This is a genomic window from Mycobacterium sp. (genome assembly GCF_032162105.1).
Lineage (GTDB): Bacteria > Actinomycetota > Actinomycetes > Mycobacteriales > Mycobacteriaceae > Mycobacterium.
Genome location: NZ_JAVRPS010000698.1, coordinates 1 through 15,336, shown reverse-complemented (window position 1 = coordinate 15,336; position 15,336 = coordinate 1). Strand labels below are relative to the sequence as shown.

Here is a 15,336-nt window from a genome sequence, read left to right as displayed (position 1 = left end):
CGGCGTCGACGGCCTTGGCGATGCCGAAGTCGGTGAGCTTCACCTGCCCGGTCGGCGTGATGAGGATATTGCCCGGTTTGACGTCGCGGTGCACCAGCCCGGCGGTGTGGGCCACCTGCAGCGCCCGGCCGGTCTGCTCGAGCATGTCGAGGGCGTGTCGCAACGACAACCGCCCGGTGCGCTTGATCACGGCGTTGAGCGGTTCACCGTTGACCAGTTCCATCACCAGGTAGGCCGTGCGTCCCTCGCCGACGTCGAGCTCCGTCTCGCCGTAGTCGTACACGCTGGCGATGCCGGGGTGATTGAGCATGGCGACCGTCCGGGCTTCGGCGCGGAACCGCTCGACGAACTCGGGGTCGGTGGAGAACTCCGCCTTGAGCACCTTGATGGCGACCTGGCGGCCCAGCCGGGTGTCGACGCTCTCCCACACCTGGCCCATGCCACCAGTGGCGATCAGCCGCTGCAACCGGTAGCGGTCGGACAACGTGACTCCGACGCGCGCGCTCATGATCCCTCCCGAAGCGCAGCGGCGATGGTGGCGCGGCCGATCGGCGCGGCCAGCGCACCCCCGGTGGCGGACAACCTGTCGCCACCATTCTCCACGAGCACCGCTACGGCGACCTTGGGGGCCTTGGCCGGGGCAAAGGCGATGTACCAGGCGTGGGGCGGAGTGTTGCGCGGGTCGGTGCCGTGCTCGGCCGTGCCCGTCTTGGAAGCGATCTGCACGCCGGCGATGGCTCCCTTCTGCTGAGTCGCCTGCTCGGCGCCAATCATCAGGTCCGTAAGTGTAGTAGCGACCTGTGAGGACACCGCCCGGCGGACTTCCTGAGGAGCGGTGGTGTTGATGTTGGCGAGGTCGGGACCCTTCAGGTCATCGACCAGATACGGGGCCATCCTGACCCCGTCGTTGGCGATCGTGGCGGCCACCACGGCGTTCTGCAGCGGGGTCATTGCGACGTCTTTCTGCCCGATGCTCGACATGCCGAGGGCGGCTTGGTCGCTCATCGGACCGACGGCCGACTCGGCCACCTGAAGGGGAATCGGCAGGAGAGCGGAGTCGAGACCGAACGCCCGCGCCGTACCCCGCAGCGCGTCTGCCCCCGTGTTGATGCCGAGTTGGACGAACGACGTGTTGCACGACTTCGCGAAGGCGTCGCGCAACGACGCCGTCGGACCGCTGCCGCAGCTCGACCCGCCGTAGTTCTCCAGCGTTGCGGTGCTGTCCGGCAACGCAATTCGAGACGCGGCTGTGAGTTGAGTGTCCTCGGTCGCGCCCCCCTGCAGGGCCGCGGCGGTGGTGATCACCTTGAACGTCGAGCCCGGGGGATAGGTCTCCGAGATGGCTCTGTTGACGAGCGGGGAGTTCGGGTCGTCGCGCAGTTGCTCCCACGCCGTGGACTGCTCGTCGACGTCGTGAGAGGCCAGCAGGTTCGGGTCGTAGGACGGTGCCGAAACCATCGCCAGGATCTTGCCCGTCGACGGCTCGAGTGCCACCACCGCTCCCTTGCACGGGCCGTTGCAGCCCTTCTGCATGGCGTCCCATGCGGCCTGTTGCACCTGCGGGTTGAGGGTTGTCCCCACGTTGCCGCCCCGCGGATCGCGACCGGTGAAGAAATCGGCAAGCCGCCGGCCGAACAGGCGTTCGTCGGAGCCGTTCAGCACGGCGTCCTCGGCGCGTTCCAGGCCCGCGCTGGAGTAGCGGAGCGAGTAGAAGCCGGTCACCGGCGCGTAGGCCAGCGGATTCGGGTACACGCGCAGGAAGCGGAAGCGCCCTTCGGTCGACGTCGAATACGCCAGCAGCTGGCCGCCCGCCGAGATCTGGCCGCGCTGCCGGGAGTACTCGTCGAGCAGCACGCGCTGGTTTCGCGGGTCCGAGCGCAATCCGTCGGCCGTGAAGACCTGGGTCAGCGTGGCGTTGGCCAGCAGCAGCACGATCAGCGCCATGATCGCGATCGAGACGCGGCGCAGGGAGGTGTTCATACCTTCGCGATCACCTCCGTGCCCGCGGCGGCGATCGGCGTGCTGTTGGGCGGCCGCGTGGTGAGCGGGCGACGGGCGGCATCCGAGATGCGGATCAGGATCGCCAGCAGCACGTAGTTTGCCAGTAGCGACGAGCCGCCGTAGGACATCCACGGGGTGGTCAGCCCGGTGAGCGGGATCAGCTTCGTGACGCCGCCGACGACGATGAACAGCTGGATCGCCAGCGTCGAGGCCAGGCCTGCGGCTAGCAACTTGCCGAAGCTGTCGCGCACCGCGATCGCAGTACGAAGGCCCCGGATGATGACGATCGTGTAGAGCATCAGCACCGCCGCGAGGCCGACGAGGCCGAGCTCTTCGCCGACCGCGGCGATGATGAAGTCGGTGGACGCTGCGGGCACGGTGCCGGGTTGGCCGTTGCCGAGGCCGGTGCCGAAGATGCCGCCGGTGGCGAAGCTGAACAGCGACTGCACGATTTGGTAGCCGGCGCCGTCGGGGTCGGCGAACGGGTCCAGCCAGGTCTGCACGCGGACCCGTACGTGCGCGAATGCGTAGTACGCCAAGACGCTTCCCGCCGCGAACAGCATCAAGCCCAGCAGCACCCAGCTGAGCCGTTCGGTGGCGATGTAGACCAGCACCAGGAACGACGCGTACAGCAGCAGTGAGGTGCCGAGGTCCTTCTCGAACACCATCACGCCGACCGAGGCGGTCCATGCCGCCAGCAGCGGCGCCAGGTCGCGGGGCCGGGGCAGGTCCATGCCGAGGAAGTGCTTGCCCGCGCTGGTGAACAGGTCGCGCTTGGCTACCAGGACCGCGGCGAAGAAGATCAGCAGCAGGATCTTGGAGAACTCGGCGGGCTGAATCGAGAAGCCGGGCAGGCGAATCCAGATCTTGGCGCCATTCTGCTCGGACATCGACCGCGGCAGCAACGCCGGAATCGCCAGCAGGACAAGGCCGGTCAGGCCGCATACGTAGCCGTACCGGGCCAGGACCCGGTGGTCGCGAAGGAAGATCACGACCAGGGAGAAGCCCGCGACGCCGACCAGTGTCCACAGCATCTGCTGGTTGGCACTGGGCCCTCGGGCCGCGCCGGAGACCAGGGGACCCGCCGCGAGGTCGAGGCGGTGAATCATCACGAGGCCCAGCCCGTTCAGCAGCGCGACGACGGGCAGCAGCAGCGGATCGGCGTATGGCGCGAAGCGCCGGATCGCCAGATGTGCGCCTGCGAAAAGCGCGACGTAGAAGACCAGGTACTGGACCAGGTCCCAGCGCAGGCCCTGCTCCTGGTTGGCCTCGACGATGAGCAGCGCCACCATCGTGATGAGCGCGGCGAACCCGAGCAGGAACAGTTCGGCGTTGCGCCGGTTGGGCATTGGCGGCACGACGGTGACCGGGGCCTGCGGTTGGGTGGTCATGACGCTGCCCGGCAGGTGGTGCCCGGCTCCTGTGGTGGGGGAGGCAGTGCCGTCACGGTCGGCGACGGCGTGGGCGAGGGCGGCGGTGCGGGAGGCGGCGGTGCCGGCGGCACGGGGGCGGTCACGGTGGTGGGCACCTCGGCCGACGGCGAAGGGTCTGGCGTGGACGGTGACGGTTGCAGGCTCGGTGACGGAGGAGTGGGTGGCGGTGGCGGTGGGGTGGAAGAGGTCGTCGGCTTGGGGGGTGCGCAGATCGGCAGCAGCGATGTCTGGCCGAGTTCGTTGAGCTGCCGGATGGCGTCATCGACGCTGCCCGTGGGGAGGCCAGCCGACACCTGCGCGCGTTCGGACTCCCGCAGATCGCCGACCTTGAGCAGCTGGCAGCCGGAGCGGGCGTCGTCGACGCCGATGATCTTCAGGTCGTTGCGGGCGTCGAGACAGGCGATGCGGAACGGCTGTTGAAGAGGCATCCCGAGGAACGAGCCCTGCACGCCGCGCATGATGTAGACCGCGCCGTCGTGCTCGGCGACGTAGTAGTTGCTCCGAAGCATGAAGCGGCCGACGGCGAGCCCCGCGATCACCAGAAGTACCAACAGGACGGCGGCGTAGAGCATCCTGCGCCGCGACCGCGGCTTGCGCGGCGGCGGTTCCGGTTCGGTCGACGGGCGTTTCGTTGGGCCTGCCGCGTTGCGCCGAGGGTTGAACGCCGACGCGCGGCCTGCCGCGGTGTTGGGCGGCGCCGTTTGGTCGTCGTCGCCCGATACCGCGCCGGCCAGGATGGGCTGGGTCTGGCCGTAGCCGTAGTCGACGACGTCCGCGACGACGACGGTGACGTTGTCGGGCCCGCCGCCGCGCAGCGCCAATTCGATGAGCCGGTCGGCACTTTCGGCCACATCGGGGATCTGGAGCGCGTCCAGGATGGTGTCGTGGCTGACCGGGTCGGACAGCCCGTCGGAGCACAGTAGGTAGCGGTCCCCGGAACGCGCCTCGCGCACGATCAGCGTCGGCTCGACCTCGTGCCCGGTGAGCGCCCGCATGATCAACGACCGCTGCGGGTGGCTGTGCGCCTCCTCGGCGGTGATGCGACCCTCGTCAACCAGCGTCTGGACGAAGGTGTCGTCCTTGGTGATCTGGCCGAGTTCGCCGTCGCGGAGCAGGTAGCCGCGGGAGTCACCGATGTGGACGAGGCCAAGTTTGTTGCCCGCGAACAGGATTGCGGTGAGCGTGGTGCCCATGCCCTCGAGTTCGGGATCCGCCTCGACGTGGGCGGCGATCGCGGCATTGCCCTGGTGCACGGCCTCGTTCAGCTGGCTGAGCAGGTCACCGCCCGGCTCGTCGTCGTCGAGGTGCGCGAGCGCGGCGATCACCAACTGGGAGGCCACTTCGCCCGCTGCGTGGCCGCCCATGCCGTCGGCCAAGGCGAGCAGCCGCGCACCGGCGTACACCGAGTCTTCGTTGTTGGCGCGCACCAGGCCGCGGTCGCTGCGCGCCGCGTAGCGGAGGACGAGAGTCATATCGCTCCTCGCGTGCGCGGGGTCATACTGCTCCTCGCGTGCGCGGCGTCACGGGCGTAACTCGATTACCGTCTTGCCGATTCGCACGGGCGTACCCATCGGAACCCTAACCGCCGTCGTCACCTTCGCCCTGTCGAGGTATGTACCGTTGGTCGATCCTAGGTCTTCGACGTACCATTCGGCTCCCCGCTGCGACAGGCGGGCATGCCGTGTCGAGGCGTAGTCGTCGGTGAGGACCAGCGTGGAGTCATCGGCGCGGCCGATCAGCACGGGTTGGGCGCCCAGCGTGATCCGGGTGCCGGACAGCGCGCCCTCGGTGACGACCAGTTGGCGGGCGACGTTTCGGCGCTGCCGGCTCGGCAGCAGGGTGCCGCGCAACGCGAGCCCACGCTTGACCATGACGGCGCCGGTGGGGGCGTAGAGGTCGGTGCGCAGTATCCGCAGCACCGACCAGATGAAGAGCCACAACAGCAACAGGAAACCGACACGCGTCAGCTGCAGAACTAGCCCCTGCATCTGACGTCCTCTCCGTCACCGTCCCGTAGCCGTCGCGTCGGCGCCTGCACGACTCGTTCGGCTGCCGTCGGCAACGTCACGATACTTGGGCGGTGATAGGCGTGAGGGCGAAGCGAACAGCTTCCACCCAGGCTGTGACCTGCCAGGGTCGTCAGTGAACGCGGACGATGATCTCGGAGTGGCCCAGCCGGATGACGTCGCCGTCGGCCAGCTGCCATTCCTGCACCGGCGCATTGTTGACCGTGGTCCCGTTCGTGGAGTTGAGGTCCGAAAGCAGGGCAACCTGGCCGTCCCAGCGGACCTCCAGATGACGCCGTGAGACACCGGTGTCCGGCAACCGGAACTGGGCGTCCTGGCCGCGGCCGATGACGTTGGCGCCCTCACGCAACTGATACGTCCGGCCGCTGCCGTCGTCGAGTTGCAGGGTCACGTTCGCCGCGCCCGGGGCACCGTAGCCCGCGCCGCCGTACCCGGCCGGCTGTCCGGGCTGCTGGCCGTAGTCGTACCCGGGCTGGCCGTAGCCGCCCTCGGCGTAGCCGCCCGGTTGCTGGCCGTAGTCATAGCCAGCGGGCTGCGCGTAGTCCTGGCGTCCGTACGCCTGGGCGCCGTAGCCGGCTTGCTCCGGATAACCGCCTGGCTCAGCCGGGTAGCCACCCTGCTCGGGATAGCCGCCCTGCTCGGGGTAGCCACCCTGCTCGGGGTACGGCGGGCGAGCCTCGGGCCTGCCGTACTCGTCGTGGCGCGGCGGAGCGGCGGGCGGGCGGCCGTAGTCGTAGTCGCCTGCGGGCTGGCCGTAGCCGCCCTGACCACCGGCGGGCGGGGGCGGGGGGTAGCCGCCAGGAGCCGGGCGCTGACCCGGATCGGGGTAGCCACCAGCAGGAGGCGGGCCGTATCCGGCAGGTGGGCGCTGATCGTAGGACGGCGGCGGGTAGCCCTGCTCCGGGTAGCCACCATGTTCGGGGGGATAACCACCCTGCTCGTACGGCGCCGGCGGCGGGGCCTGCCGGGGCGGGTAGCCGGGTGCCGGAGCGCCCTGCGGCGGGTGGCCGCCCTGCTCGGGCGGGTACGGCGCGCGCGGGTCTTCAGGCTGGCGTCCGTAGTCGTAGTACTCGTCGCCGGGCTGCCCTTGTCCCTGGCCGCCGCGGTAGCTCGGGTTGTCGCTCATTGGGGGTACTCCTGGTTCTGCGGTGTTCGCGCGGTCTCGGGCGTCCTCGGCGGGTTCGCCGCTGGTCGAATCTGGGTTGACCGCTCCACGTGTGCGGAACTGGCCGGTATGCAGGTTCGGTGACGGTTCGAATCTGACGACCACCTCACCATACGTTTGCCACCCGTGATCATGGATGTAACCCTCCAGGTATCTGGCAAAAGCGGTGGATCTGAGGTCGGGGTCGGCGCTCACCTTCTGATGGTCGGACCCACTGAGGGTAATGACGTAGTCGTTGGGGGCCAAAATGCGCCCGCCACCGACTGCGCGTGCTCCGGTCTCGGCTTCGCGCTGCAGCATCGCCTCGACTTCCTGCGGCACGATCGCGCCGCCGAACACGCGGGCGAAGGCATCGCCGACCGTGGACTCGAGTTTCCGTTCGAAGCGGCCGACAAGGCCCATGTCACCGCCCACCTCGATCGTCGTCGTTTCCGGTCTGGTCCGAGGCCTGCGTGTCGCGAAGCCTCGACGTCACCTTCATGGTATCGGCCCCGTAGGTCGCAACGGGACCTATAGAACTCTGAGAATCGGATCACGGCAGGTCAGGGGTGGCCCCGAGGTTCGGACCGGCGCCATCTGCGCGGTTGGGGAGCGAGCCGGTGTGCGTGATAGTCTTCCCCGGTTGTTGGGGCGAGTGGCGGAATGGCAGACGCGCTGGCTTCAGGTGCCAGTGTCCTTCGGGACGTGGGGGTTCAAGTCCCCCTTCGCCCACAATCGAGATGAGTCGGACCATGCGTGACGCATGCGTCGGGTCATCGGCCACGGAGTACCCCGGCCATCGGCCGGGGTTTTCTCTTTGTTGCCCCAGACCGGCGGCACCAGCCGTAGTGGTGGCAACATCCACGAGCCTCCGGCGGGACTTGAACCCACATCGCGCGAGGTAGAAGCTCGCCACTCTGTCCGTTTGAGCTACGGAGGCGAAAACGTCGCTGCCCATGGTGTGGAGACGGATGCAGGACTCGAACCCGCGCCGCCTGTTTACCAAGACAGGAGCTCCTTCCCGTTGAGCTAATCCGGCCGGTTAATCCGGCATTGAGTGAAAACATCGAGCCGCACAATGGAATCGACTCGACCAAGCGTGGTGCGCCGGACGGGGATCGAACCCGCGACCGTCACGTTATAAGCGTGCCGCACCTACCACCCGTGCTCCCGGCGCATCCTTCGGTGCCCACGGCGGGATTCGAACCCACACCAATCCGGCTTAGGAGGCCGGCGCTCTGTCCGTTGAGCTACGCGGGCGTTCATCGCCGACTGGTACCCCTGGAGAGAATCGAACTCCCATCCACAGCTTCGTAAACTGGCGCTCTATCCGTTGAGCTACAGAGGTTTGGCAGGTTGCCCGAGTGCCCCTGGCAGGACTCGAACCTGCAACCGCCGGTTCCGGTAACCGGTGCGCTATCCGTTGTGCTACAGGGGCTTTGGGGCGACCGGAGGGAGTTGAACCCATCGACTGCGGTGTCACAGACCGCTGTGTTGCCGCTACACCACGGCCGCCACGAAGGGGGAGCGCTCGACTCTGCGTTGGTGGTGCGAGGCACTCGCACTTCTGCGCCCAGGATGCAGAGCCGACGCCGTGCGCAAGCTACCTCGTACCCTACGAGGCAATGTGTTTCGTCGCTGACCCGCCAGGACTCGAACCTAAACCGACTGATCCAGAATCAGCCGTGCTACCGATTACACCACGGGTCATCGAGCGCGGGCGATTGGTATTCGCCTCGCACGCTAGGCATCTCACGGGCTCCCCGGGCAGGACTCGAACCTACAGTCGCGGATTAACAATCCGCCGGTTTACCGGTTAACCGACCGGGGATTGAGCACCGGTGCGAGGCGGCGGGGACCCGGCTGCGCTGCTGCCGGGCCCCTGCCCCACCCCCGTGCCCTGATCAAACTGGTTCTAGGACCGGCACGTGCCGGAACCTGTCGCGCTCCTTCGGCTCGAAGGGCTCTCGGACCAAGGTCATCCCGGCTTCCTTCGGCGTCCGGTCGCCCTTGAGGCCATTGCAGGACTGGCACGCCGCCACCAGGTTGAACCAGGTATCCCCGCCGCCACGGGAGCGGGGCAGAAGGTGGTCCACGGTGTCGGCGTGCCCACGGCAGTAGACGCAGGTGTGACCGTCGCGGCGCAGCACCCCGTCACGGGTCACCCGGGTCTTCGGGTGGTACGGGATGTGCACGTATTCCCGGAGCGCCACCGACGCCGGTAGCTCGATGACCAGCGACGGACCGTGTATGTGCACCGCGGGGGTGTGCACGTCGATCACGTACACCGCACCCCGCAGGATCAACCGGACCGCGTCCTGCCACGGAATCCGGGACAGCACGCGGTAGTCGGCGTTGTAGACCTCGACGGTCAGATCGGCCACCAGGATGTCCATGTCTGGGCACCTCCTTTCCGTGTCTGCCGGGTGCGGGTGCATCGTTGCGCGGGCAGGAATCGAACCTGCGACTTCCGGGTTATGAGCCCGGCGGACTACCAACTGTCCTACCGCGCAATGTGTTTCAGGTGGTGCAGGAGAGTCGGGCGCAGGTAACGCGGGTCAGGGCAGGCCCAGCTGGCCGGCATGATCGAGACGACCACAGCCTCCGCTCCCAGTAATCGGAACGCCCGAGGAATCGGTGGGGTGATCGGTCAACAAGGTTGCCCGCCGTTGGGCCAGACGCTTCCGGTCGAAAGTGATTCGCTCGTACGCAGGCGACCCGGGCCAGGGCATCGATCGGTCGAGATGGTCTTCGCGACGGGACTCGCCGCCGGACCTCTGCGCCTCTGCGGCATCAGCGACGAATGTCTCGTATTCCTGAACGTCGATGCCGTAGTGCTCCTCCCACTCCCCGTTGCGTTTGGGCATCGGGGTCCTCAGATATCGACGACCTGTTCCTCGCTCCATACCGAGTTCGACGACGAGATTCCCATCCCGGTACTCGTGAGTCGTCTCGAAGGTGTACACGCTCGGCGGGGCAGATAGAACCTGCATTGAGCAATTCTCGCTCACACGCGCCCCCGGAACAGCGCGTCGGTTACTGGTCGGGATAGCACGATTCGAACGTGCAATCTCCTGGTCCCAAACCAGGCGCGCTGCCAAGTTGCGCTATATCCCGCTGCACGGATGGAGGGATTCGACCCCCCGTCTCGCTGATTTGGAGTCAGCGGCTCTACCAGTTGAGCTACATCCGTAGAGTGCGCGGTCACGACCGCGAAGGAGCCGGTGCGCCGTGAGGGTTTCGATCCCCCGTCCCCGGATTAAGAATCCAGCGCTATTCCAACTCAGCTAACGACGCTCATGGCGTGCGTGGGCCGCCCGGGACTCGAACCCGGAACGCAAGGGTAAAAGCCAAGAGTGATACGCGATTTCACCAACGACCCGCAGTGTCTCGAACGTCCGGCAGGGGTCGAACCTGCACGCCCTGCGATGGGCACCGGAGCCTGAATCCGGCACGTCTTCCAGTTCCGTTGCGGACGCTTGACACCAAGTGCGCTCGGCAGGAGTTGAACCTGCACGCCCGTAATGGACACCCGGGCTTGAGCCGGGCGCGTCTGCCATTGTTCCGCCACGAGCGCGGATGCCACCACTGTGTAGTTCTCAAAGATCTGGCGGAGCAGCGCTATTAGCTGTCCGTGCAGATCGATGGTGCTACGCGCAGAGTGGGTTGTAAACCCAATATTTCAGCGGAATCCGGTCCGCCGCAGCACAATTGGGTGCAACGAACTACAGGAATGCCAGGCGACATTCCCAGCAGGGCAAACAGCAAAGCTGAGGGATATATGAGAATTGTCTTCAGGCCCAAGCTTCCGGCCGGGGCGCTCGCCCACCAACGGGGCGGAAGCTTGGCGGAATAACCGGAAGCACCTGGGCTGCCTGTCGCTGCGCTCGGTGTCTTTCCAGGCGGAAGTGATGGTGCCCGCGCACGACAAAGCCGCCGTGGATGCAAGGTGCATCCCGGCCTGCAAGTAATCGTCGCGCGTCACGGCCATGGATTTACGGTAACACCGCCACCTGACGCTCCTCTAGCAATAAATGGGAGCGACTGCGCGGGGCCGGAGGGATCAAGGCCTTCGCTACCCTCGAGCAGCACCCACTCGAAGGAGACACGCTTGAGCAACCCCGGCACCCCCGACGATACGGCTGGCGTAGCCAAGGCCATCGTTCGCAGAAACACCGAAAAAGTACAGCGCGAAGGGGATTTCGCCCTATTCGACGAGCTGTTCGCCGACGACTTCGTCGACCACACACCGCAGCCAGGAACGACGCCGGACAAGGCGGGCGTTCGCGTCCTCTACACCCGGCTGCGCGCAGCGTTCCCCGACTTCCGCCCGGAGATCCGCTGGCAATCAGTCGAGGGCGACCTGGTCACGACCTACAAGATCTACCACGGCACGCATCTCGGTGAATTCCTCGGTATTCCGCCCACCGGCAGAACCATCCAGTTCGAAACCGTCGATGCCATGCGCGTACGCCAGGGCAAGATCACCGACCACTGGGGTGTCGCCAACCTCTACTCGGTCCTACAACAACTCGGACAGCTGTCGGCCACGTAGTCGGCACTCGCCAAAAGAAAAGAGGGACACCCGGATGGGTGCCCCTCTTCCTGTATCGCTGGTGTCAGCGGCTCTGGTGAACGGTGGTGTCGACCTTCGGCACGTTGACACTCGGGCCGATCTGGTCGAGCCACACGTGGTGGTCGACGCCGGCGGAGATGGTGGTCGCTGAGACCGGGCCGACGGCGGCTTGGGCGGCCGGGGCGGCGAAGCCGAGGACACCTGCGGCCAGTCCGCTGGCGATGATTGTGGCGGATCCGAACTTCTTCATTGCTGTGCTTCTTTCTTTCTCTGGTGGGTCGATCCGCGTCCTGTGGGTCGCGGTTCGGAGCCCGTGACGGCCAGTTCGAGATTTCCTTCCGGCCGGTCTGACTCTTCAAACGCAAAGGTCAGAGGGTTAATTCCACTGGCAGGATCTGATCGGCGGTTGGCAGCAATGGCCCGCGAATGCACCTTTAGCGGGTGTATTGAGAGACGCAGATCACCTGTCCGGCAAGGAATATGAAGAATGGCCCGCCGCAGGGCGCGAAAGGTGTTTCGGAGTCCGCTATTTGAAGCGCTTGTAACAAAGCTCGCGGTCGCCGCCCAAACCGGAGCGGTAGGCCACGATGCGGGTGAAGCCTGCGGGCACCGTCTGGCCGTCCACGTTGCTGGCCGCCAGACCGTTGGTCAACAACCCGGACACGGTTTCGTCCAGGTCACCCGCTGTGAGGGTCAGGTTCTTGCCGCTGGGCAGGTCGATCGTCTCGGCCATCGCCCGCTGCGCCACTCCAGTAAGGCACGCCGTCCGCAACGCGGCCACCGGCGTGTCGACGGGGTCGCCCTTCTCGTGCTGCACGGCGAGCGCGTAGCGCGACGTCACGACGGACAGCGCACTGTTGTCTCCCTGCAGCAGCACGTAATTCGACTCGTCGGCAGCCTCACCCAGTTGCTGCAGCGAAGGCAGGTCGACGGAGAGGGTGTTGGTGTCGGGACAGTAGGACACCGGCGGGCTGGGCTGCGCGTCCGCGCAGGGTTCGGTGTCGTAGGACAGGGTCGGCGCCTCGCTCGGCTGGTACACCTCGCGGAGGGCCTCCATCAGGGTGTCGAGGGTGTCCTTGTCGATCGGCACCTCGCCGCTCTGTATATCGCCGGTCTGGCCGAGCGGCAGCGCCATTGGTAGATCGCCGCGCCGTTCCTCGATCTCGGCGAGGTCGATCTTGGCGCACTCCGAGGCACCTGAGACGAACCCCATCTGGAATGCGCTCACCCGGTCAAGCGCCGTGCCGTGACCCTCTTCGAGCATCTCGGTGTCCTGCGGACCCAGGATCGGGTCGCGCAGGGTGATCGCGGCGGCCAGTACGTGGTTGAGCCCGTCGCCCGTGCTCAGCGAGAACCGGGGCGACTGGCCCTCGGCGACCCAGCGGATGTAGGTCCCTGCGAAGCAGTCGGCCTGCTGCTCGCTGACGATGACGGAGGTGGAGTCGTCTGCGATGCCTGCCATGTGCTGCACGGCGTGCCCGTACTCGTGGGCCATCAGGGCGGCTATCGACACGTCGCCGAAGAACTGCCGCCCCGTCGGGACCATCACCGCCCGGTCCCACGCCATGATCTTCCGGCTCGGGCAGTAGAACGCGTTGGGCTCGTCGTAGGTCTCCGTCCCGCACACGGCCGGACTGGACGGGTCCTGCGAGTCGTACGACACCAGTCGTTCGATCGCTTCGAACGAGCCGTCCAGCGAGGCGCCGTAGTTCTGCTCCCAGAACTCGGCGACGTCGTTGACGGCCAGCAGCGTCAACCTGTCGATGTCCCCGCCGTCGGTGTCCTGCACGTCGCCGGTCGGCTCGGGAGCGTTGTCCCGGAGGCCGCTGGGGCCGTCCTCGGCGGGCAGGCCGCCCGCACGGAACGGGTCGTACAGGGTGGACACCGCGCGCCCCTCGGTGACCGACGAGCATCCGGCGATGAGCAATCCCGCGCACACGGCGCTGACTGCCGCCACCACGCTGCCGACTCGAATCATGTCCTGACGATCTCGTGAAATGGGTTCGGTGCGCAAAGGGTTGATAACGGCGGCGCCCTGCGTGGGCCGCGTCGGCGGGTTACAGGCCCCCGTCCTGGGCTGCGGGGCTACCCGAAACTGCCAGCCGCCAAACCGTGGCGACGATGTTGCCCGCAGGTTAACAGCGGCATGAAAAACCGTTCTTAACAGAGTATTAGACGCAGCTGCCGGACGCCTTAGATTTGCGGGCTACCTTCGGAATCACGTTGCACCGAGCGATCTCCGAAATGAGACTTCCCATGGCTACCACCTTCCGGTACGGAAACCCCGCCTTCGATTGCGACGGCGCTCAGATCCATGCGCACTGCCGCCAACTGGCCACCGTGGTCAGCGTCAGCGGCGCCATCCACCCGAACAACCTCGACCGCGTCACCGCGTACGCCAGGCGCTTCATCCTCGGCGACAAGCCCTTCGTGCTCGACCTGTCCGGGGTCTTCTCGCTTCGCGGCGACTGCAGCTCATTGCTGGACGCCGTCGACGAGCGCTGCGGCGCCACCGGTGTGGAGTGGGCGCTGGTTGCGTGCGATGAGGTCGTCGACGCGCTGGGCCTGACCGATGACGACTTGGTCAACATCGCGGGTTCGTTGCCCGTGGCGCTCAATCACTTCGCCTACGAGATCGGTGTTCGCCGCCGGTTGCTGCTGCCGATGCTCGGCAAGACCGCCTGACCGCGCCTACGAGAGCACGCCGCGCAGTACCAGTTGCGCAAGTTCCCTGGCGGCGCGATCGACGTCCTTGACCCGGCGCACGCACACCGCGTACCACGCGCCGCCGGCGATCGCGTCCATGACGGTGTCCGCGCTGACCACCGATCTCGCCACGCCGTCGTCCACGGCATCGTCGAGCCGCGCGGCGAGTCGGCTGCGTGCGGCGGCCTCCAGTCGGTCGCTGAGCACCCGGCGCGACCGCCGGTCTGACCGCAAATCGACGAGCAGGCCGGGAATCGACTCGCGGACCACGGGGTCGCCGTACATGCGGATGGCGCCGTGGCACAGTCGGGTGATCTCGGCGACGAACTCGTCGGCGGGCGCCTCCGGACCCAGGTCGGGGAACGCCGCTTCGTGCACCAGGTGCGCCTTCGAGGTCCACCTGCGGTAGATGGCTGGCCGGCTGACCCCGGCCGTGGTGGCGATGAGGTCGATGGTCGTCGACGAGTACCCCCGCTCCACCAGGAGGCGACGGGTGGCCTCGAGCACCGCAGCGTCGATCGCGGGATCCCGGCGCGAGCCCTGGCGGCGGTGCCGGGGTGTCGCCGAAGCGGTCTCCACGTTTGCCTCCCTCGACGATCGATTCGTCGTTACAGTGTGTCACAACAAACACGGGGTGGCGAGCAAGGAGGCGGTCGATGACCAGCGGATCGACCAGGCAGTTGGCGGGCATCGGCGAGGACGGCCTGCATCTCTACACCTGTCCATTGTGTGAAGCCATGTGCGGCTTGGAGATTCAGGTCGACGACGGCAAGGTGGCCGGTATCCGCGGCAACCGCGAGGACACCTGGAGTGCCGGCCACATCTGCCCCAAGGGCGCCACGCTCGGCGCCGTGCACCAGGACCCCGACCGCATCCGCCAGCCGATGATCAAGGTCGACGGACAGTGGCGGGAGGTCGGCTGGGACGCGGCATTCCGGCGGTGCACGGAACTGCTCATGCCGGTGATCGAGAAGTACGGCATCGGCGCGGTGACCGCCTACACCGGGAACCCGCTGGCGCACTCGTTCTCGCTGGCCCGCTACGCCGGTGTGCTGCTCGGTATGTCGGGGATGCCGATGACCTACTCGCCCGGCACCATCGATCAGTGGCCGAAGAACCTGTCGTCGCATCTGATGTACGGCGGCTGGTGGCTGTTCCCGGTTCCCGACATCCAGCGCACCGACCTGCTGGTCGTGATGGGCGCCAACCCCGCGGCGTCCCAGGGCTCGCTGTTGGCGGCGCCCGACGTGATGGGCATCATCGACGGAATCCGCAAGCGCGGCAAGGTGATCGTCATCGATCCGGTCCGTACCGCCACTGCCGCGCGAGCCGACGAATGGCTGCCCATCACCCCGGGAACGGATGCGGCGCTGCTCCTGGCCGTCGTGCACACGCTGTTCGACGAAGACCTGGTATCGCTCGGCGCCGTCGAGCCCTACATCGACGGCC

Annotated in this window: 14 protein-coding genes and 17 tRNA genes; 4 read left to right on the top strand and 27 right to left on the bottom strand. The window is 67.0% G+C overall.

Annotated elements, in window-relative coordinates; genetic code table 11:
- The 6 genes from QOC69_RS35400 to QOC69_RS35375 form a co-directional block, all read right to left on the bottom strand.
- Positions 1-508, bottom strand: a 508-nt coding sequence (locus QOC69_RS35400; RefSeq protein WP_526447378.1) for a serine/threonine-protein kinase, incomplete at its 3' end; no start/stop codon positions are given.
- Positions 505-1,980 carry a D,D-transpeptidase PbpA gene (gene pbpA, locus QOC69_RS35395; RefSeq protein WP_526447376.1) on the bottom strand — a complete coding sequence of 492 codons (1,476 nt, stop codon included), beginning with the start codon at positions 1,978-1,980 and terminating at the stop codon, positions 505-507. The genes pbpA and QOC69_RS35400, both read right to left, overlap by 4 nt.
- Positions 1,977-3,392, bottom strand: coding sequence for a peptidoglycan glycosyltransferase RodA (rodA, locus tag QOC69_RS35390; protein ID WP_526447374.1), 1,416 nt, complete (start codon positions 3,390-3,392; stop codon positions 1,977-1,979). Before rodA ends, pbpA begins: the two co-directional genes overlap by 4 nt.
- Positions 3,389-4,906, bottom strand: a complete 1,518-nt coding sequence (locus QOC69_RS35385) for a PP2C family protein-serine/threonine phosphatase (protein WP_526447372.1) — start codon at positions 4,904-4,906, stop codon at positions 3,389-3,391. The genes rodA and QOC69_RS35385 overlap by 4 nt, the downstream gene beginning before the upstream one ends.
- A 48-nt stretch (positions 4,907-4,954) precedes the next feature.
- Positions 4,955-5,422 carry an FHA domain-containing protein FhaB/FipA gene (locus QOC69_RS35380; protein ID WP_526447370.1) on the bottom strand — a complete coding sequence of 156 codons (468 nt, stop codon included), beginning with the start codon at positions 5,420-5,422 and terminating at the stop codon, positions 4,955-4,957.
- 151 nt (positions 5,423-5,573) lie between these two features.
- Positions 5,574-7,028, bottom strand: coding sequence for an FHA domain-containing protein (locus QOC69_RS35375; protein ID WP_526447368.1), 1,455 nt, complete (start codon positions 7,026-7,028; stop codon positions 5,574-5,576).
- A gap of 226 nt (positions 7,029-7,254) precedes the next feature.
- Here QOC69_RS35375 and QOC69_RS35370 point away from each other — a divergent pair.
- Positions 7,255-7,337, top strand: a tRNA-Leu gene (locus tag QOC69_RS35370).
- Between the two features lie 134 nt (positions 7,338-7,471).
- On the opposite strand, the gene QOC69_RS35365 is transcribed toward QOC69_RS35370, so the two are convergent.
- From QOC69_RS35365 to QOC69_RS35280, 18 genes are all read right to left on the bottom strand, one after another.
- Positions 7,472-7,545 (bottom strand) — tRNA-Arg (locus QOC69_RS35365).
- A 22-nt stretch (positions 7,546-7,567) separates the two neighbouring features.
- Positions 7,568-7,645: transfer RNA gene (locus tag QOC69_RS35360), tRNA-Pro, on the bottom strand.
- 60 nt (positions 7,646-7,705) lie between these two features.
- A tRNA-Ile gene (locus QOC69_RS35355) sits at positions 7,706-7,782 on the bottom strand.
- A gap of 9 nt (positions 7,783-7,791) precedes the next feature.
- Positions 7,792-7,865 (bottom strand) — tRNA-Arg (locus tag QOC69_RS35350).
- Positions 7,866-7,878: 13 nt separating this feature from the next.
- Positions 7,879-7,953, bottom strand: a tRNA-Arg gene (locus QOC69_RS35345).
- A 17-nt stretch (positions 7,954-7,970) separates the two neighbouring features.
- Positions 7,971-8,043 (bottom strand) — tRNA-Arg (locus QOC69_RS35340).
- A 2-nt stretch (positions 8,044-8,045) separates the two neighbouring features.
- Positions 8,046-8,120, bottom strand: a tRNA-His gene (locus tag QOC69_RS35335).
- A 123-nt stretch (positions 8,121-8,243) separates the two neighbouring features.
- Positions 8,244-8,315 (bottom strand) — tRNA-Gln (locus QOC69_RS35330).
- Positions 8,316-8,364: 49 nt separating this feature from the next.
- Positions 8,365-8,436: transfer RNA gene (locus tag QOC69_RS35325), tRNA-Asn, on the bottom strand.
- Positions 8,437-8,509: 73 nt separating this feature from the next.
- A complete protein-coding gene (locus tag QOC69_RS35320) occupies positions 8,510-9,001 on the bottom strand; it encodes an HNH endonuclease (RefSeq protein ID WP_526447366.1) in 492 nt (163 codons plus the stop codon).
- Positions 9,002-9,045: 44 nt separating this feature from the next.
- Positions 9,046-9,118: transfer RNA gene (locus tag QOC69_RS35315), tRNA-Met, on the bottom strand.
- 45 nt (positions 9,119-9,163) lie between these two features.
- The gene (locus QOC69_RS35310; RefSeq protein WP_526447364.1) at positions 9,164-9,598 is read right to left on the bottom strand and encodes a hypothetical protein; all 435 of its coding nucleotides are present in this window, start codon (positions 9,596-9,598) and stop codon (positions 9,164-9,166) included.
- A 47-nt stretch (positions 9,599-9,645) separates the two neighbouring features.
- Positions 9,646-9,722 (bottom strand) — tRNA-Pro (locus QOC69_RS35305).
- A 3-nt stretch (positions 9,723-9,725) separates the two neighbouring features.
- Positions 9,726-9,798, bottom strand: a tRNA-Trp gene (locus tag QOC69_RS35300).
- Between the two features lie 32 nt (positions 9,799-9,830).
- Positions 9,831-9,902: transfer RNA gene (locus QOC69_RS35295), tRNA-Lys, on the bottom strand.
- A 12-nt stretch (positions 9,903-9,914) separates the two neighbouring features.
- Positions 9,915-9,987: transfer RNA gene (locus QOC69_RS35290), tRNA-Lys, on the bottom strand.
- Between the two features lie 11 nt (positions 9,988-9,998).
- Positions 9,999-10,084: transfer RNA gene (locus tag QOC69_RS35285), tRNA-Leu, on the bottom strand.
- 11 nt (positions 10,085-10,095) lie between these two features.
- Positions 10,096-10,182, bottom strand: a tRNA-Leu gene (locus tag QOC69_RS35280).
- Positions 10,183-10,716: 534 nt separating this feature from the next.
- Here QOC69_RS35280 and QOC69_RS35275 point away from each other — a divergent pair.
- Positions 10,717-11,160 (top strand): ester cyclase, encoded by a 444-nt coding sequence (locus tag QOC69_RS35275; RefSeq protein ID WP_526447362.1) that lies wholly within the window; start codon positions 10,717-10,719, stop codon positions 11,158-11,160.
- Positions 11,161-11,224: 64 nt separating this feature from the next.
- Here the strand turns inward: QOC69_RS35275 and QOC69_RS35270 are convergent, their stop codons facing one another.
- Both QOC69_RS35270 and QOC69_RS35265 read right to left on the bottom strand, forming a co-directional pair.
- Complete coding sequence (locus tag QOC69_RS35270; protein WP_526447361.1) at positions 11,225-11,431, bottom strand: hypothetical protein; 207 nt, start codon at positions 11,429-11,431, stop codon at positions 11,225-11,227.
- 276 nt (positions 11,432-11,707) lie between these two features.
- Positions 11,708-13,159: a neutral zinc metallopeptidase gene (locus tag QOC69_RS35265; protein ID WP_526447359.1), complete on the bottom strand. Its 1,452-nt coding sequence runs from the start codon at positions 13,157-13,159 to the stop codon at positions 11,708-11,710.
- Between the two features lie 278 nt (positions 13,160-13,437).
- Here QOC69_RS35265 and QOC69_RS35260 point away from each other — a divergent pair, with 278 nt between their 5' ends.
- Positions 13,438-13,866 carry an STAS domain-containing protein gene (locus tag QOC69_RS35260; RefSeq protein WP_526447357.1) on the top strand — a complete coding sequence of 143 codons (429 nt, stop codon included), beginning with the start codon at positions 13,438-13,440 and terminating at the stop codon, positions 13,864-13,866.
- 6 nt (positions 13,867-13,872) lie between these two features.
- Here the strand turns inward: QOC69_RS35260 and QOC69_RS35255 are convergent, their stop codons facing one another.
- On the bottom strand, positions 13,873-14,466 hold the full coding sequence (locus QOC69_RS35255; protein ID WP_526447355.1) for a TetR/AcrR family transcriptional regulator: 594 nt from the start codon (positions 14,464-14,466) through the stop codon (positions 13,873-13,875).
- Between the two features lie 77 nt (positions 14,467-14,543).
- Here QOC69_RS35255 and QOC69_RS35250 point away from each other — a divergent pair.
- Positions 14,544-15,336, top strand: a 793-nt coding sequence (locus QOC69_RS35250) for a molybdopterin-dependent oxidoreductase (RefSeq protein WP_526447353.1), incomplete at its 3' end; no start/stop codon positions are given.